Genomic DNA, 15,446 nt, shown 5'->3' with positions numbered 1-15,446 from the left:
GAGGCCGGTATGTCTGCGCCCGCCCCCAACCACAAATCCAGCGTCGACGTCCGCGCAGCCGTGCCCCGCGGGTACAATCGGCCGATGCGGCTTATCTACGCGCCTGCGCTTGCGACTCTCCTCCTGAATGCCGCGTGTCCGGCCTCTGACGGCACCACCACCGAAGGCACCGCCACCGACGGCACCGCCACTGACGGCACCGAAGGCACCGACGGCACCGCCACCATGAGCGACCCCAGCGGGCCGACCGTGACCAGCGAGGCCACCCTGGTGCCGACCATGGGCGACCCGACCGAGACCAGCGTCGGACCGACCACCGAGGGCGGCGACGGCAACCTCGTCATCAACATCGTCGGCGACGGCCGCGTGGTCGTCGAACCGCTCGGCGAGACCTGCACCGAGGCCGCATGCGCCTACGACGTGCCCGCAGGCACCTTCTCGCTCGGCGCCGAGGCAGCGGCCGGCAACCGCTTCGCCGGTTGGTCGGGCGACTGCAGCGGCACCGAGCCCCAGATCGAGCTCGTCCTCGAGACCACCGCGAGCTGCACCGCCACCTTCGAGCTGCTGCCCGAGGGCCTCCTGCCGGCCAGCATCAGCGCCAGCCGCGAGATCGTGCGCGTCCCCGCCGACGACGCCGAGCCGAGCGACAGCGAGACCACCCTCAAGATCGAAAGCGACATCACCCTGACCGGCGTGCAGTGGGTCGTGCTCGCCGCTGACGACGGCAGCGAGATCGCCACCGCCGACACCGCCGAGTACGTCTTCACCTGCCCCGACGGCCGCCGCGACTACGACGTGCGCGCCACGGTCACCGACGGCCAGGTCCAGAGCACCTTCTTCGAGCGGCGCCTCGTCACCTGCGTCCCCCCGCGCAGCGACGCCGGCCGCACCGTCCACACCGCCGACATCAGCGAGGCCTCCTACTTCCAGAACGGCGAGATCGCCGGCGTCAAGGTCCAGCCCGGCGACCTCGTGCGGATCTCCGGCCAGGCCAACAGCGACTTCGCCTTCTTCAACTTCCAGGGCACCGCCGAGGCGCCGATCCACATCATCAACGAGGGGGCCGTCCGCAACGACGACGTCAGCTGGCTGATGCACCTCATCAATTGTCAGCACGTCATCATCGACGGCAAGGGCGCCGACGACGTCGAGTACGGCTTCACCCTGACCAACACCGGCACCGGCGGCCAGGCGGTGTTCGTCCGCAATTACTCGCAGGGCAGCAATACCAACACCGGCTCGACCGCCATCGAGATCTTCGGCGTCGAGATCGCCGACGGCCCCGACAGCGGCTTTCGCGTCTGGAACGGCGGCAGCGACGAGTTCAACGCCAGCAACTGGACCTTCGAGGGCCTGCGGCTCCACCACAACTACGTCCACGACGTCCTCGCCGAGGGCTTCTACGTCGGGTACTACACCGACAGCATCGAGCAGCAGCCGGCGCCCTACCCGATCGAGGAAGCCAAGGTCTACCGCAACCGGGTCGAGAACGCCGGCTGGGACGGCATGCAATTCGGCTCGTGCCGCAGCGGCCTCGAGGTCCACGACAACGTCGTCACCGGCTCGGGCGGCGCGAACGAGCCCAACCAGCGCTCCTCCTTGCAATGGAACCCGGGCAACAGCGGCGCCCTCTACAACAACCGCTTCATCGGCGGCGTCGGCGTCGACCTCCAGGTCGGCTGCACCGGCGGCGACACCAAGATGTACGGCAACGTGTTCGTCCACAGCGACGCCGGCTTCTACCTCCACGCCGGCCAGGCCGACGCCCCGCGCTACTGGCTGTTCGCCAACAGCGTCGGCGCCCCCAACGCAGTGGGCCTGCGGATCAACATGAACAGCGCCCCCGGCAACTGCGCCGCCGGGGCCAAGCTCAGCGAGATGCACTACGCCAGCAACCTGCTGGTCGGCAGCGCCGAGCAATCGTGGGAGTTCGCTGCCGGCGACGCCGACACTGCCAGCTGGACCCTGGAGCCCAACCTCACGACCAATGACCCGGCCGCCCTGTGCCTCGACGAGGCCCTCGCGCCGACCTGCGGCGAGTCGCCCGCGCTCGCCGGCGGGGGGGCCGCGCTCGAGGACCTCGGCCTCACCCTCGCCGATCTGCCCGGCGGTCACTTCGTCGATCTCGACGGCCGCGTGCTCGCCGGGCCCAGCAACTTCGGCGCCCACCAGGCCGCCCATTGATTGGGACCCGACATTCGCGAATGTCGACAGCGTCCGCCCCGACGGACCGTGCAAACTCGCGCGTCGGGGTGATGTCACCTCCGGCGGCCCCTGGCCGGCGGCCGCGTCGCGCCGCGTTCGCGGCTTGTTTACGGTCTTCCCTCGGGTGAGGCATCCTGGAGGCCGTGGAGCCGACGGCAGCCGAGCGCGCGATCGAGTACTACCGCCGGCGGCTCGACGCGCTCGTGCTCGAGTCGTGCGAGCGGGTCCGGGCCGCCGACCTGCCGTTTTACCGCGCCTTCCCGCTCGCGGCGATGCAGGCCTCGGTGAAGCGCGTGTTCGAGGCCGTCGCCGCCGACCTCGAGCGCGACGTCCCGCAGGCCTACCCCGCCATCCTCTCCGCGCTCGGCGTCCAGCGGGCCTCGATGGGCGTCTCGGTCACCGAGATCACCGCCGGCATGCACTTCGGCTTCGAGGTCGTGTCCGAGGCGTTCGCCGCCGACTTCGCCGCCGACCCCGACCCGATGCTGTTCTGGGAGCGCATGCGCGGCAAGATCGCCTACGCCGGCGTGGCCGCGCTCGCCGACGCCTACCTCGTCGCCCGCGAGGAGCTGATCCGCACCCAGGCCGCCGAGATCCTGGCGCTCTCGACCCAGGTGCTGCCGCTCCACCCCGGTGTCCTCGTGTGCCCGCTGATCGGCTACTTCGATCGCGAGCGCGTCGAGGCCGTGACCACCGCCGTCCTGGCCGCAGTGGTGCGTCACCGCTCGCGCGTCGTCCTGTTCGACCTGTCCGGCGTCCCGCAGATGGACATCGGGATGGCCGGCCCCCTCATCGGCGCCTCCCGGGCCGTCGGCCTGCTCGGCGCGCGCGCGCTGCTGGTCGGCATGCGGCCGGAGGTCGCCCTGGCCCTCGCGGCGCTCGGCATCCCCATCGACCAAAATATCCCCGTCCTCGGCGACCTCGCCGACGGCCTCGCCCACGCCCTGGCGCTGCTCGGCAAGCAGATCGTCGACGCGTGATGGCGCCCGTCCTTCGGGACATGTAATGCAGCGGCGCCATGACTGTCTCTTCGGACAGCCATGACCTCCGCGCCCCGCGACATCTGCCCGCCCGCGCTTCGTGGCAGTTCACGAATACAATCACATGTCCCCAGGGACATTCACCATACATCGCCTCGAGGCGAGCGAATCACGTGACGTTCTTTACCCGCTCGTGCTCTGCTCACGCCCCGCGGCGTTCGCCCAGCCGGGCCGCGCGGCCCAGCAGATAGTCCCGCTCCGGCGTGCTCGCAGTGCGCCCGGCCGCGCGGCGGTAGCCGGCGATCGCCGCCTCCACCTCCCCGGCGCGCTCGAGCAGGTGGGCGCGCACCGCCTCGAGGCGGTGATTGCCGGTCAGCCGCGCGTCGCCGTCGAGGCCCGCCAGCAGCCCCAGACCGGCAGCCGGCCCGTGGACCATCGCCGTAGCGATCGCGTGGTTGAGGCGCACCATCGGGTTGTCGGCCAGCTGCTGCAGCACCCCGTACAGCGCCAGGATCTGCGGCCAGTCGGTGTCCTCGGCCCGCGGCGCCTCGTCGTGCAGCGCCGAGATCGCCGCCTGCAGCTGGTACGGGCCGACCTGTCCCCGGGGCAAGGTCGCCGAGATCAGCGCCACCCCCTCGGCGATGGCCGCCCGATCCCACAGGCTGCGGTCCTGCTCGTCGAGCGGGATCAGCTCGCCGGCGGGCCCGCTGCGGGCCGCCCGGCGGGCGTCGGTCAGCAGCATCAGCGCCAGCAGCCCCGCCACCTCGCCGTCTTCGGGCAGCTGCGCGTGCACCAGCCGCGTCATGCGGATCGCCTCGTCGGCCAGATCGCCGCGCTGCAGCGCCGGCCCCGAGCTGCTCGTGTAGCCCTCGTTGAAGATCAAGTACAGCACATGCAGCGCCGCCGTCAGCCGCTGCGCCCGCTCCTCCGCCGTCGGCAGGCGGAACGGCACCCCCGACGTCTTGATGCTCTGCTTGGCCCGGCTGATCCGCTGGCCCATCGTCGCCTCGGGCACCAGGAACGCTCGCGCGATCTCGCCGGTCGTCAACCCGCCCACGGCGCGCAGCGTCAACGCGATCGCCGACGAGCTCGTCAGCGCCGGATGACAGCACATGAACAGCAGGATCAGGGTGTCGTCCTGCTCGCCCGCCTCCTCGTCGGCCGCCAGCGCCAGCTGCAGCTCCGGCGGCACCAGACTGACCACCAGCTCCTCGCGCCGGCGGCGGGCCGACTCGCTGCGCACCTGGTCGGTCAACCGCCGCGACGCCACGTGGATCAGCCAGCCGCGCGGGTTGGCCGGCACGCCCTCCTGCGGCCACTGGCGCGCCGCTGCGATCAGCGCCTCCTGCACCGCGTCCTCCGCGGCCGCGAAGTCGCGGTGGCGCCGGACGACCGCGCCGAGCACCTGCGGCGCCAGGTCGCGCAGCAGTCGCTCGGGGCGGACTTCCGACTGCGACGCCGTCACGTCAGTCGAGGGACGGCGCGGACATCACCTGCCGCACCTCGATCGCCAGGTTGAGCGGCGCCCCGCCGGGCCCCGGCGCCGCGGAAGCCTGCGCCGCCAGCTGATAGGCGCGCTCGGGGCTGTCGACGTCGACGATCCAGTAGCCCGCCAGGAACTCCTTGGACTCCGGGAACACCCCGTCGGTGATCGGCTGGCCGTCCTTGCCGGCGCGCACCAGCTTGGCCTGGTCGGGCCCGGCGAGCCCCTCGGCGGCCACCAGCTCGCCCGACTCGCGCAGCCGGACGGCGAAGTCCTTCATGAACGCGATGTGCGCGCGGAAGTCCTGTTGCGTCCAGCCCTCGACCTGATACGGCCCGGCCGGCGTGTTCATCATCATCATGTACTTCATGGGCGGTTCCCTCTCGGTTGGGGCGCCCCGCGGTTCGGTGCGCCTGCACCGATCCGTCGAAGCCGACGAAGGGTTCTCGACATCGCCACGACGATAACCGAAAAAATTCCCGCGGGCCGGTGCCAGGCAGCCGCCCGCGCCGCCTGCGGGCCCATTCCCACACGTCAGCCCCGGAAACCATCGCCGGCTCCCGCCGGGCCCTCCGCACCGACGGACATGCGCTCGCGAACATGCCCCTTCGGTCGTTCACGACCTGCGAGCCGCCAGCTCACTAAGCCTGGCCATTCGAACATGCCCTTTCAGACATGCGCAATCGAGCATGTCCTTTAAGCCATTCATGAAAGGCCGCCGGCTCCGCATCCTGGCCATTCGCACATGCCCCGACGGACATGTGCCATCACGCATGCGCCACGGACGCCCGTGCCCGCCACGCGCGCCCCTGCCCCGTCACCGGCGTCGGCGCACGCCGACCAGCCCGAGCGCCAGCAGCAGCAGCGAGCCTGGCCCGCCCGCGCCGTCGCTGTCGCACGCGCAGCCCTTCTCGGGCCCGTCTTCGCCGCCGGTCGCGCTGTCGCTGGTCTCCTCCTGCGGGCCGGTCTCGCCGGTCTCGCCGGTCGCCCCGCTCGTCGGCGCCTCGCCGCCCGTCGGCTCCTCGCCGCTCGTCGACTCCTCGCCGGACGTCTCCGTCGCCAGGGCGCAGGCGCTGCCCGGCACCGCGTCGGCCTCGGTCCACACCGGCTCGGGCGGTGCGGTCGACGCCGAGGGCAGCGGCGTGTCGTCGCTGCGCATGAAGCACGGCGGGCACAGCTCGAACGGGGGCGCCTCGTTGCCGGCCGCGTCGCGGGCCACCACCTCGAGGCACACATCGGTCCGCACGTCCGCGCTGCCGAAATGCTCGGCAGGCAGAGCGACCGATTCGATCGTCGTCGGAGTTACCCCGCGTGCGGTCAGGCGGATCGAGTTCGCGTCGACCTCCTCGCCCGGCTTCCACGTCACCTGAAACAGCACCAGCGCCTCGCCGGCCGCCGGCGCCGCCTGCTCGAGGTGGACGTACATCGCCTGCGCGGCCTCGAACTGCGTGCAGCCGTTCGAGTACGAGAACGGCGCGTGCTCGAACACCGCGAAGAACGACGCCTCGACGATCGGCGCCGGCGCGACGAAGTCGGGCTCGCCGGCGGTGAAGGTGATCGACGCCGCGCAATTGTCCCCCTCGGCGCAGAACTCGCCCGCCACCACCACCTTCTGGCCCGGCAGCGGCTCCGGCTCGACCTGCACCATCAGCGGGGCCAGCCCCCCGTCGAACGCCACCAGCGCCGCCGGCTCACCGTCGACCGTCACCGTCACCTTGTCGACCGAGATGGCCTCGCCCCAGAACAGCAGCGCCGCGTTGGCGGGATACGTATCGCCGTCGGCCGGCACGCTCTCGCGCAGCTCGGGCAGCGACGCGCCACAGGCGTCGGCGATGCGGGGCACAAAAAAAGCGAGGGCGCACGTGCCGGCCAGCACGGCGCCCTCGGCGATACGGGTAAGGGCGTGGATTGCAACCATGCGTCCCTCTTCTTCCATCTTCCGTGCCGACCCGGTTCCCCTGCGATTCCCGGCGACTTCGCCTCGCCCACGGCGCATGAGGCATGGCGCCCGTGTCCGGCCCCGACGCTCACGCCGCGCATCCCCGCACCGCCCAGGACAGCCACCTCATGCCGGTACGCCGCGCCCGGTCGATCGTAAGCCGCTCTATTTTCCTATCACATGTCGCTTCGGACATATGCATGCTCGCGCTCCCCCTGGCGAGCCACACGGCGAAGGCCGCGCCACCGCGAGGTCCGAAGTCACGACTTCCCCGACATGGCCTTCGGGACACTCTTCGCAGGGCGCACGCTCTCACGCCGCCCTGCCGAACCGCACGGGCCCTCCTCCGGGCGCTCCTCGAAAGCCCCGTCACCGCGAGACCGAGCACGAAGTCCTGACTCCCACCGACATGTCCTTCGGGACACAGCCAACCCGCGGAGCCCGACTCCAGCGCTCCTCGAGGCAGCTCCGTCTCGGCTTCGTCGCAGTCTGCTCGCGGCCCGCACAAGCGACCCTGAGCCGCAGACGTCGCCCCTTGCCGCACACGACGGGCGCGGCGTGCCACCTCCCGCCAGATGTCGCCTCCGGCGCTCCACGGGTTGCGCGGCCGCATCGCATGCGCCACGCATTTCCCTGTGATCCCCTCGCCGCGCCGGCGCAGCAACCTCGAAGGCCCGACGACGATCAAGCTCCGTCCCACTGCTTTCCCTGAGTCCTCCCATGCAACACGTCCGCTCGCACCTGAAGCACCGCGCCGACCAGTTCGCGCGCCACCCTTTCTTCGCCCTCCTGCGGCCGACGAGCGAGCTACGGCACGCCCTCGCCTTCGCCCGCGGCCTGTCTTTCGCCACGAGCAGTGGTTTCACGCCGACCTGCTCGAGATCTTCGGCGCCCCCGTCACCCTCGACGAGCTGTTCGCGCCGGAGTTCGCCGACGCCCGCGCGGGCGCCCTGGCGATCGCCGCCGAGGTCTTCCGCCTGTCCGACGATCGCCTGCGCGTCGTCCTCGTCGACGCCCTCGAGGCCGCCGCCTCCGTCGGCTTCACCCGCTTCGCCGCCCACGTCCGCGCCTCGGGCTTCGTCGGTCGCCTGCAGTACTTCGACGGCCGCCACCTCGCCGTCGAGGACGACCACGAGCTCCACGACGAGCACGTCGACCGCGAGCTCAACGCCATCCGCTTCGACGAGGCCGAGCGCGCCGAGGCCGTCGCCCTGGTCGACCGGGTGTTCGCCGCCTTCGCCCAGATCTTCACCGCCCTCATGCCCTCGATGGCCGCCCCTCGCCTCGCTGCGTGAGAGTCCCGCGGTCCGCCGCCCGACCCTTCGGACATGTCGCTCAGGACATCACGCACCATCGGGCCGCCACCGGCGCCGCGAGCCGGCGCCGCGACCACCGCGCTCGCGGGGTGAATTGATACCGACTTGACTGGTGGAGCTCGACGGGCCCTGCATCCTGGGAGGACGTAGGGAGACGTGTGAATGCAGCGCGAAGGATGGTCGACGTGGATCCTGGCGAGCGCCGCGCTCGCGGGTGGTTGTTGTCTGGCCGAGCACCCGTCGGATGACGGCCCGACCCGTCGCTGGCTCGAAGCCGGCGAGCTGCATGACGAGCCGGACGGCTTCCCGTGCGGCGGCGGCTGCGACGGGTCGCGGACTTGCGAGCAGAGCGCCGACGACGGCGAGTGGGACGTCGACGACAACCCCTCCTGCGACAGCGCGGCCGCCGACTCCGACCGCGCCGACTGACCTCGTCGCGCGCGAGCCGGCCGCCGGGCGCTGTGCGCCGGAGCTGGCCCTCGGGCCAGCGGTTCGTCACTCGCTCTGAATCACTGCCGGCGGCCTCGCGCGCGTCGGTCTCCGCCGGGTGCGGGCGATCGCAAATACGGCCTGTCCTTCAAGACAGCCACACACCCTGCCGAGCAACCCGCCCGCGCTCGCCGCTCGCCGCGACCGGCCGCGACTCACTGGCTCTGCGCCGGGCAGCCGTCGCCGTCGGCCCGGCCGTCGCGGACTTCGGGCACGTCGGGGCACTTGTCGAAGCGGTCGGAGATCCCGTCCCCGTCGCGGTCGACCACCGGGCAGCCGTCGCGCGGCCCGCCGGCCTGATCCGGACAGGCGTCGGCGGCATCCGGCACACGATCCCCGTCGCGGTCGCTCGGCGCAGTGACCGGCTTCGGCCGCGACACCGGCCCGCTCGTCGCGTCGAGCGACACCGGCGGCGCCTGCGTGGCACCCGACTGGGCGCATCCGAGAAGCAGGACGGGCAACAGGAGACTGACGGCGCGAGCCATGAGGATGCGAGGTTAGCACTCGCCACGCGAGCGCGCGAGCGCATGCGCCCCCGATCGGCCCGCGCCGCCCTCGGACACTCCCGGAGGAGCCGTCGACGCGGCCGAGCCGACCGATCCCGCTCCGACCCGGGCCCTCCCGCAGACCCCGCGTCCACGCGACCCGCCGCCGGCCCCTCGCCGCGAGCGTCCCCTGGCCCATCACCCTCTCGTCACCACCGCAGCTGCATGCCGCGACCCCATGGTCTCAAGGACATGCTCCAAAAAACATATTCAATCGACCATGTTCAACAGAACATGTCCTTCTCTACATCTCCGCTCTTCGAGCCGCGCTCCGACCTGCCGCTGCAAACCAGCTCGGTGATCGGCCTTCACGAAGCCCGCCTCAGCCGACGGGCCAGCTCCGGGTGGCCGCCGTGCTCCGCCCAGTCGGCCGCCGTCCCGCCCCAGCGCCCGTCTCGCACCTCCGGATCGGCCCCGTGGGCCAGCAAACGTTCGACCACCCCCACGTGCCCGCGCCAGGCCGCCTCGTGCAGCGGCGTACGCGGCGGCTGCCCGCCCGGGCGCACCAGTCGGTCTCCTTCTGCCCCGCAGCCGAGCAGCAGCGCCGCCGCCAGGAATTGCTCGCGGATGCACGCATAGGCCAGCGCCTCCGCCAGCACCTCCCGGTCGATCTCCGGGCTGAGCAGCCGAGTCAGCGTATCGATGCGCCCGAGCGCCGCCGCATGCCGCACATCGATCCGCGCGCCCCGGCCCACCAGCTCTTCCGCGGTCGCCGGCGCGACGTTCAGCAGCGGCTTCGACAGCAGGTCGGGATCGGCGAGGTCGAGCCGGGCCCCGCCCGCGAGCAGCAGATCGATCAACGCCGGCGCCGCGCCGGACTCGGACGCGCGCCGGCTGGTCAGCACCAGCTCGAGCGTCGCCTGGGCCGCCCACGCCGCGCTGCCGCGATCGAGCAGCAGCCACGTACACGCGGCGATGTTGTCCGGCAGCGGCCCGCGATCGGGGTTGCCCGCCACGTGGTGCAGCAGCGTCGCCCCCGCGAAATACCCCGTCTCGTAGCATTCGCCCACGCGACAGCGCACCGCGACCAGCCCCGGATCGGCGTCGAGCAGCGCCGCGAGCCGATCGAGATCCCCGCCGTCGATCGCCCCCACCGCCTCGCGGAATCTGTCTGTCTGGGTGCTGTCCGCGTCCTGCATCGGCGAGCCCTCCCGGACGCGCAATCGTCGACGTCCGTTCGCAGGGTCTATGGAATCGATCGGCGAAAGTTCAAGCGCCGCCGCGCCCCGCCTCGCTCGCCGAACGTCGTTCGAGAGCCCAGGACCCGCCATAACCGCGAAAACCAGGACCGCGCTCGCGGCTCCGGAGCCCGCTGCACGGACGCGCCTTGTGGCCTGCACGCCACGGCCAGGTCGAGCTGCACCCGCGATTCGAGCCCGTCGCCGGTCTCGCCGACGACGACCCCGAGCGAATCGGAACCGCCGTCGCCGCGCCCGCGCCTCACACGTACGAGCCCGTCACCTGCGTCAGCCCGAACATCGCGCCGTATGGATCGCCGACCAGCGCGCTCGGCCCGAGCGGCGTCGCGTACGGCCCGTGGATCGTCCGCCCGTCGAGCGCGCGCACCCTGGCCAGCGACGTCTCGATGTCCTCGACCGCGAAGTACGTCAACCAGTGCGACGGCACCTCGCCCCACGCCCCCGTCATCTGCAACCTCCCGCACAGCGGCCGCCCGTCGCGGCTGTAGCGGGAGTAGTCGACCTGCTTGTCGTTGGCGATCGTCGTCTGCGCGTACTCGAAGACCGCGCGGTAGAACGCGTCCGCCCGCGCGCCGTCGCGGGTGTACAGCTCATGCCAGCACATGCCGCCCGGCCGGTAGGCCCATTCGGCGCCGCGGTGCTCGCCCGGCTGCCACACCCCGAAGAACGCCCCGGTCGGATCGGTCGCGAACATCATCACGCCGAGTGACGCCACCGGATGGGGCTCGAACGCGATCCTGCCCCCGGCCGCGGCGATCTTGCGCACCGTCGCCGCGACGTCCGCCGCGCTGAAGTGCATGTTCCACCCCACTTGCATCCCGCTGCCCGGCGCGATCTGCATCACCCCGGCCACGCTCTGGCCATTGCGGCGGACCATCGCATAACCGTTGAAGCCCGGATGGGGCGGATCGAAGGTCCAGTCGAACAACCCACCATAAAAGCGCGCCGCGCCGTCACGGTCGGGGGTGATCAGATCGGCCCAGCAAGGGGCCCCATCGCTGTATTCGGTTCGGGGGGTCATGGTCGTCACTCCTGGGGATCGAGCGCGCCACGAAGCCGCGAGGGCTGCCGGGAACTGGCGCGCGCTTGTGCTCGTCGCGCCCGGCCTCTTAAACTTGCAAAAAGCAAGCGTGATTCGTCAAGACAAATTCGCGCCTCGCCAGCTCCGAGATCCCCCCGACCAAAATCGCCCGCTCCCTCCCGACCAGCCCGGCCGCCGATCGCCAGAACGCCGTTCATTCCCCCAATTGGCCCCAATGCCGGGCGCAAGACCACCGTACGGCCTCCCCCGCAAGCGCTGCCGCGACGAATACTACTCCACATCCGAGGACCCACGAGCATCTCGGCGCGATCGCGCCCAGGTGCCTCGGCGGCCCCACCCCTCGCCGCGCTGGCAGTCATCCGCCGACGCAGATGCGCCCCGCACTTTCGCAGATTCGGCGGCATGCCGCCATTGATCGCGACCGAGTACCCGCCGACTACCACGATTCGCCAGCGTGCGCCGCGACCCAGGTCGGCCACGGTGCACGGGCATGGCATTCGCCTTTCCAACAAATTATAGAAGACCGACAAACGGGCGCCGCGGCCCAGGACCGTCTCGGGCAAGACGGTCCTGGACCGCGCCACACGTGGGACGTGCGAGTGTCGGGCAACGCTCGCTCAATCGCCCCACCGCCGACCACCGGCGGATTCGCGTTCGCTTCAAAACCTTTTCGTCATCGCTCCCTGGGGATCGCCCGTACTGTCCCGGGGGCGATGTTCGGCGCAGCCTCGGCTTCCGGCACCTCGTCATGGCCTTCGATACGGATACACGGACCGACCAAGAAGACGCGCTCGCAACGATAATCCACGGCTCGCTCCGGCCTCTCTACCGAGAGGGTTCACGAGACAGGTGACCGCCGCCTCCCGATCAATTGCGGCCTTCCCCGCATTTCGAAATCTCCGTCACGGACGGCGGATGACCGGAGTCACGCACCCTGCCGCAATTGATTTGCCGGCCGCCGACACGAGCGTGCCGCGCTCGCCTCAGCCCTGCGGTTGGTCGCAGCCCGCGTAGCTCGGCGCCTCGACCGGGATCGGCGTCAGGTCGACATCGAGCCGTGGATCGCCCTCGCCCCACATCGCCAGGCCGGCCAAGTCGCCGGCGACCTTGGACGGATAGACGCCGTCCTCCAGTGGGTCCAGCGCCGCCTCCTTGTGGATCGCCAGCTCGTTGCCGGACGACGCCTCCACGATCACGCTCGTCGTCGCCTCGAGCCAGCCGAGGCAGTCGGGTGACTCCAGCGGATCCAGGTTCAGGACCACCGAATTGCGCAGCTGAACCCCCCCGGGCGGCGGCGGCCCCCCGCAATGGAGCGTCGACGACGTGATCGTCGGCGCGTGATCGACGAACGACGAATAACGGATCACCACCTCCTGGAGGCTGGCGAGGCTGAGCGCCCCGAACGTCGCAGTCGGCGCCCCGTTGTCCACGAACGAGCTGCTCTCGATCCGCAGCGACCCGCTCGTCGCCTTGATCCCGCCGCCGCTGCACAGCCACACCCGGGACCGCGCGACCCGGACCGCGCAATCGTCCGACTGCAAGCCCATTGCTGCGCTCCCGTCGCCGAACAGCCGGACATCGTGCACATGCAGCGTGCCCGGCAGCCCCTGCAGCTGCGGCGCGCAGCGGATCAGCGAATCGGCGCCCGAGCGATGGAATTTGAGCCGCCACAGGTACACGCGATTTTCGCTGTTCACGTCGATCATCGGCGCCGCGTTCGCGCTGCCCTCGAGCTCGGGCACCTGCTCGCCCGCCGCCCGCACTGCCACCACGAAGTCGCCGATCGGCAGCGCCAGCGGCGTCATCTGCGGGATCCCGGGCTTCACCTTGATCGTCGTCGGCTGGCTCTCTTGCAGCACCTCTGCCGCCTCGGCCAGGCTGCAGAACGGATCCTCCTCCGTGCCCGCGGGCGCGACCCCGCAGCCGCCCGGCTTGTTCTCGACGAAGACGATCGCGCCTGGCTCGTCGGGGAAACACGCCCCGGTCTCGATGTCGCACGCAGTGTTCGGGCACTGCGCGTGCTCGCTGCAGCCCACGCAAGTCCCGCTCTCGGAGTCACACACGGGCGTCTCGCCCGCGCAGGCCGACGCCTCCTCCGCCGTACACTCCACGCACTTGCCCGACTCCGGATCGCACACCGGAGTCGCCGTATCGACGTCGCTGCACGTGGTGTCTCCCGCGAACGCGGTGCACCAGTTGCACGTATCGACCGCCACGCAGTACAGCTCCCCGCACGCCGGATCGTCCGGATGGCGCGGGTCGCATGAATTCGGGTCCTCCGGCCAGTGACCCGGCGGCTCAGTGTCGCTCGTGCTCGTCGTATCACTCGTGGAGGTGGTCGTCGCCGTGCTCGTCGGCTCGCTGCTCGTCGGCCCCGCGCTCGTCGGCGCCACGCTCGTCGGCTCCACGGTCGTCACCTCGCCGGACAACGACGCTCCCGTCGTCGTCGCGCTCGCCGTCGTCGCCTCGCCATCCGTCTGCATCGATCCCGACGGGTTGTAGAAGCAGCTCGTGAGCGCCACCACCCCCGCGCACCGCATCAACCCGCGCGAGGCCGACGACAAGCAGGATGCGATGCGTGAGGCTGCGGCGGTCATCGACGACGGAGTTCACGTCAGACTGGCTCGCGGCCGCCCTCGCGTCCACCGCTTTCGCGTGGCGACCTCGCGCCGTCCCGCGGCCGCGCGCGCGTGCAACCGACCCGTGCACCCGCGTGGCATGCGTTGTCGCCGGCGACTGCGAATCGCGCGATTTCGGCCGTCAGCAGCCCGGGCATCGATGCTATCGTCCGCCGCGCCGTGGACAACGAGCCCAAGCGCTACGTCTACAACAAGCAGGCCGGAGCGCTGCAGGAGGCCGCTGCGCCGCCCCCGAACCTGGCCGGCATGCGCATGCGCATGAGCAGCGCCGCGCAGTCCGTCCTGCCGACCCAGAGCCTCGCCGACGACGCTTCGGCCGCCGAGCCGCTGCACCAGCGACTGATGGACGCCCGGCTCGTCCGTCCCGCGCGGCCCGCCGACGACGGCCGCGATCACACCCGTCCGACCAGGAGACCCGGCATGTTCTCGTACACCATCGAAGACGGCGAGCACGTCCTGATGATCCACAAGGACGGCACGATGGAGGAGCTCGTCGGGCCCAAGCGCGTCTCGACCTTCGGCCGCACCTTCCGGCGCATGGACCACTACGTCGCCCACCCCGGCGAGTTCCTGGTCGTGCGCTACCGCGACGGCCGCCAGGAGCACCTCGTCGGCCCGGCTCACGTCTGGCTCGATCCGCGCAAGCACCTCTCCATCACCCGCGAGGAGGGCCTACAGCTCGCCGCCAAGGAGGCCGTCGTCATCTACGCCCGCACCGACAGCGGCGAGGTCACGCGCCGCGTCCTGCAGGGCCCGGCAGTGTTCGTCGCCCAGCCAGGCGAATGGCTGCACACCTTCTCGTGGCACGGCTCGACCGGCGCCGGCTATCGCAAGGTGCCGAACGCCCTGGTGTTCCAGAAGCTGTGGCTGATGCCCGACCAGATGTACCACGACGTCGAGGACGTGCGGACCGCCGACGACGCCGTCATCACGGTGCGGCTCATGATCTTCTTCGAGCTCGTCGACATCGAGCTCATGCTCGCCACCACCCACGACCCGATCGGCGACTTCGTCAACGCCGCCACCAGCGACGTCGTCGACTTCCTCGGCCGCAACGACCTCGCCTCGTTCAAGCTCCACACCGACCAGCTCGGCGACCTCGCCACCTACCGCCAGCTGACCGCGCGCGCCGCCCAGTGCGGCTACCGGATCGGCAAGGTCGTCTACCGCGGCTTCGACGCCCCGCCCTCCCTGCAGCAGATGCTCGACCAGGCGATCGAGTCGCGCACCCGCCTGCAGCTCGAGCGCGCCACGCAACAGCAGGCCCAGGAGCTCGAGGACTTCAAGCTCGAGCGCCAGCTCGTCCGCGGCGAGCGTCAGCGGGCCGACGGCGCCGCCGAGCAGGCCCACGCCCTCGCGCTGCAGAAGTCGCGGCGGGCCGCCGAGCTCGAGGCCGACAGCGCCCGCAGCGACTTCCAGCGGGCCCAGCGGCGCCTCGACCAGGAGCGCGCCCTCGCCGACGAGCGCGCCCGCCACGACGAGGAGAACCGCCACCTCGCCAACCTCCACAAGCTCGGCGTCGACCTCACCGCGCTCCTCACCCAGCACCGCGCCGACCAGGTCATCGAGCTGCGCGGCGACGGCGACGGCGCCCACGTCCACCTCGACG

13 protein-coding genes are annotated in these 15,446 nt (G+C 71.2%); 5 read left to right on the top strand and 8 right to left on the bottom strand.

What is annotated here, in order from left to right; translation table 11 throughout:
• Window positions 1-84 precede the first annotated feature (84 nt).
• Together OV090_RS25295 and OV090_RS50890 are read left to right on the top strand one after the other, a co-directional pair.
• Window positions 85-2,184 (top strand): hypothetical protein, encoded by a 2,100-nt coding sequence (locus OV090_RS25295; protein ID WP_267707171.1) that lies wholly within the window; start codon window positions 85-87, stop codon window positions 2,182-2,184.
• Window positions 2,185-2,348: 164 nt separating this feature from the next.
• Window positions 2,349-3,185 carry an STAS domain-containing protein gene (locus OV090_RS50890; RefSeq protein ID WP_267707170.1) on the top strand — a complete coding sequence of 279 codons (837 nt, stop codon included), beginning with the start codon at window positions 2,349-2,351 and terminating at the stop codon, window positions 3,183-3,185.
• A gap of 202 nt (window positions 3,186-3,387) precedes the next feature.
• Here the strand turns inward: OV090_RS50890 and OV090_RS25285 are convergent, their stop codons facing one another.
• The 3 genes from OV090_RS25285 to OV090_RS25275 form a co-directional block, all read right to left on the bottom strand.
• The gene (locus OV090_RS25285) at window positions 3,388-4,650 is read right to left on the bottom strand and encodes a DUF6596 domain-containing protein (protein ID WP_267707169.1); all 1,263 of its coding nucleotides are present in this window, start codon (window positions 4,648-4,650) and stop codon (window positions 3,388-3,390) included.
• 1 nt (window position 4,651) lies between these two features.
• Window positions 4,652-5,038: a YciI family protein gene (locus OV090_RS25280; protein ID WP_267707168.1), complete on the bottom strand. Its 387-nt coding sequence runs from the start codon at window positions 5,036-5,038 to the stop codon at window positions 4,652-4,654.
• A gap of 447 nt (window positions 5,039-5,485) precedes the next feature.
• Window positions 5,486-6,586: an MYXO-CTERM sorting domain-containing protein gene (locus OV090_RS25275; RefSeq protein ID WP_267707167.1), complete on the bottom strand. Its 1,101-nt coding sequence runs from the start codon at window positions 6,584-6,586 to the stop codon at window positions 5,486-5,488.
• A 656-nt stretch (window positions 6,587-7,242) separates the two neighbouring features.
• Here OV090_RS25275 and OV090_RS25270 point away from each other — a divergent pair.
• Entirely contained in the window at window positions 7,243-7,902 is a 660-nt protein-coding gene (locus OV090_RS25270) for a hypothetical protein (RefSeq protein ID WP_267707166.1), read from the top strand.
• 183 nt (window positions 7,903-8,085) lie between these two features.
• Window positions 8,086-8,352 carry a hypothetical protein gene (locus OV090_RS25265; protein ID WP_267707165.1) on the top strand — a complete coding sequence of 89 codons (267 nt, stop codon included), beginning with the start codon at window positions 8,086-8,088 and terminating at the stop codon, window positions 8,350-8,352.
• 215 nt (window positions 8,353-8,567) lie between these two features.
• On the opposite strand, the gene OV090_RS25260 is transcribed toward OV090_RS25265, so the two are convergent.
• The 5 genes from OV090_RS25260 to OV090_RS25240 all read right to left on the bottom strand — a co-directional run bounded on the left by OV090_RS25260 (window position 8,568) and on the right by OV090_RS25240 (window position 13,811).
• Window positions 8,568-8,897 (bottom strand): thrombospondin type 3 repeat-containing protein, encoded by a 330-nt coding sequence (locus tag OV090_RS25260; protein WP_267707164.1) that lies wholly within the window; start codon window positions 8,895-8,897, stop codon window positions 8,568-8,570.
• A 368-nt stretch (window positions 8,898-9,265) separates the two neighbouring features.
• Window positions 9,266-10,096: an ankyrin repeat domain-containing protein gene (locus OV090_RS25255; protein WP_267707163.1), complete on the bottom strand. Its 831-nt coding sequence runs from the start codon at window positions 10,094-10,096 to the stop codon at window positions 9,266-9,268.
• Window positions 10,097-10,397: 301 nt separating this feature from the next.
• On the bottom strand, window positions 10,398-11,177 hold the full coding sequence (locus OV090_RS25250) for a VOC family protein (RefSeq protein ID WP_267707162.1): 780 nt from the start codon (window positions 11,175-11,177) through the stop codon (window positions 10,398-10,400).
• Window positions 11,178-12,181: 1,004 nt separating this feature from the next.
• Complete coding sequence (locus OV090_RS25245; RefSeq protein WP_267707161.1) at window positions 12,182-13,606, bottom strand: hypothetical protein; 1,425 nt, start codon at window positions 13,604-13,606, stop codon at window positions 12,182-12,184.
• Window positions 13,521-13,811 (bottom strand): hypothetical protein, encoded by a 291-nt coding sequence (locus OV090_RS25240; protein WP_267707160.1) that lies wholly within the window; start codon window positions 13,809-13,811, stop codon window positions 13,521-13,523. Before OV090_RS25240 ends, OV090_RS25245 begins: the two co-directional genes overlap by 86 nt.
• Before the next feature lie 185 nt (window positions 13,812-13,996).
• Here OV090_RS25240 and OV090_RS25235 point away from each other — a divergent pair.
• Window positions 13,997-15,446 (top strand): hypothetical protein (locus OV090_RS25235; RefSeq protein WP_267707159.1); only part of this gene is annotated, 1,450 nt, incomplete at its 3' end.

The organism is Nannocystis sp. RBIL2, from assembly GCF_026626745.1.
In the GTDB taxonomy this organism is placed as follows: Bacteria; Myxococcota_A; Polyangia; order Nannocystales; family Nannocystaceae; genus Nannocystis.
This window is presented reverse-complemented; position numbering and strand designations above follow the sequence as displayed.

What these genes read in the sequence shown, in the direction of transcription:
- OV090_RS25250 (WP_267707162.1), bottom strand. Translation starts at nt 11,177, where the DNA reads ATGACCCCCCGAACCGAATACAGCGATGGGGCCCCTTGCTGGGCCGAT.
- OV090_RS25255 (WP_267707163.1), bottom strand. Translation starts at nt 10,096, where the DNA reads ATGCAGGACGCGGACAGCACCCAGACAGACAGATTCCGCGAGGCGGTG.
- OV090_RS25295 (WP_267707171.1), top strand. Translation starts at nt 85, where the DNA reads ATGCGGCTTATCTACGCGCCTGCGCTTGCGACTCTCCTCCTGAATGCC.
- OV090_RS25260 (WP_267707164.1), bottom strand. Translation starts at nt 8,897, where the DNA reads ATGGCTCGCGCCGTCAGTCTCCTGTTGCCCGTCCTGCTTCTCGGATGC.
- OV090_RS25280 (WP_267707168.1), bottom strand. Translation starts at nt 5,038, where the DNA reads ATGAAGTACATGATGATGATGAACACGCCGGCCGGGCCGTATCAGGTC.
- OV090_RS25265 (WP_267707165.1), top strand. Translation starts at nt 8,086, where the DNA reads ATGCAGCGCGAAGGATGGTCGACGTGGATCCTGGCGAGCGCCGCGCTC.
- OV090_RS25275 (WP_267707167.1), bottom strand. Translation starts at nt 6,586, where the DNA reads ATGGTTGCAATCCACGCCCTTACCCGTATCGCCGAGGGCGCCGTGCTG.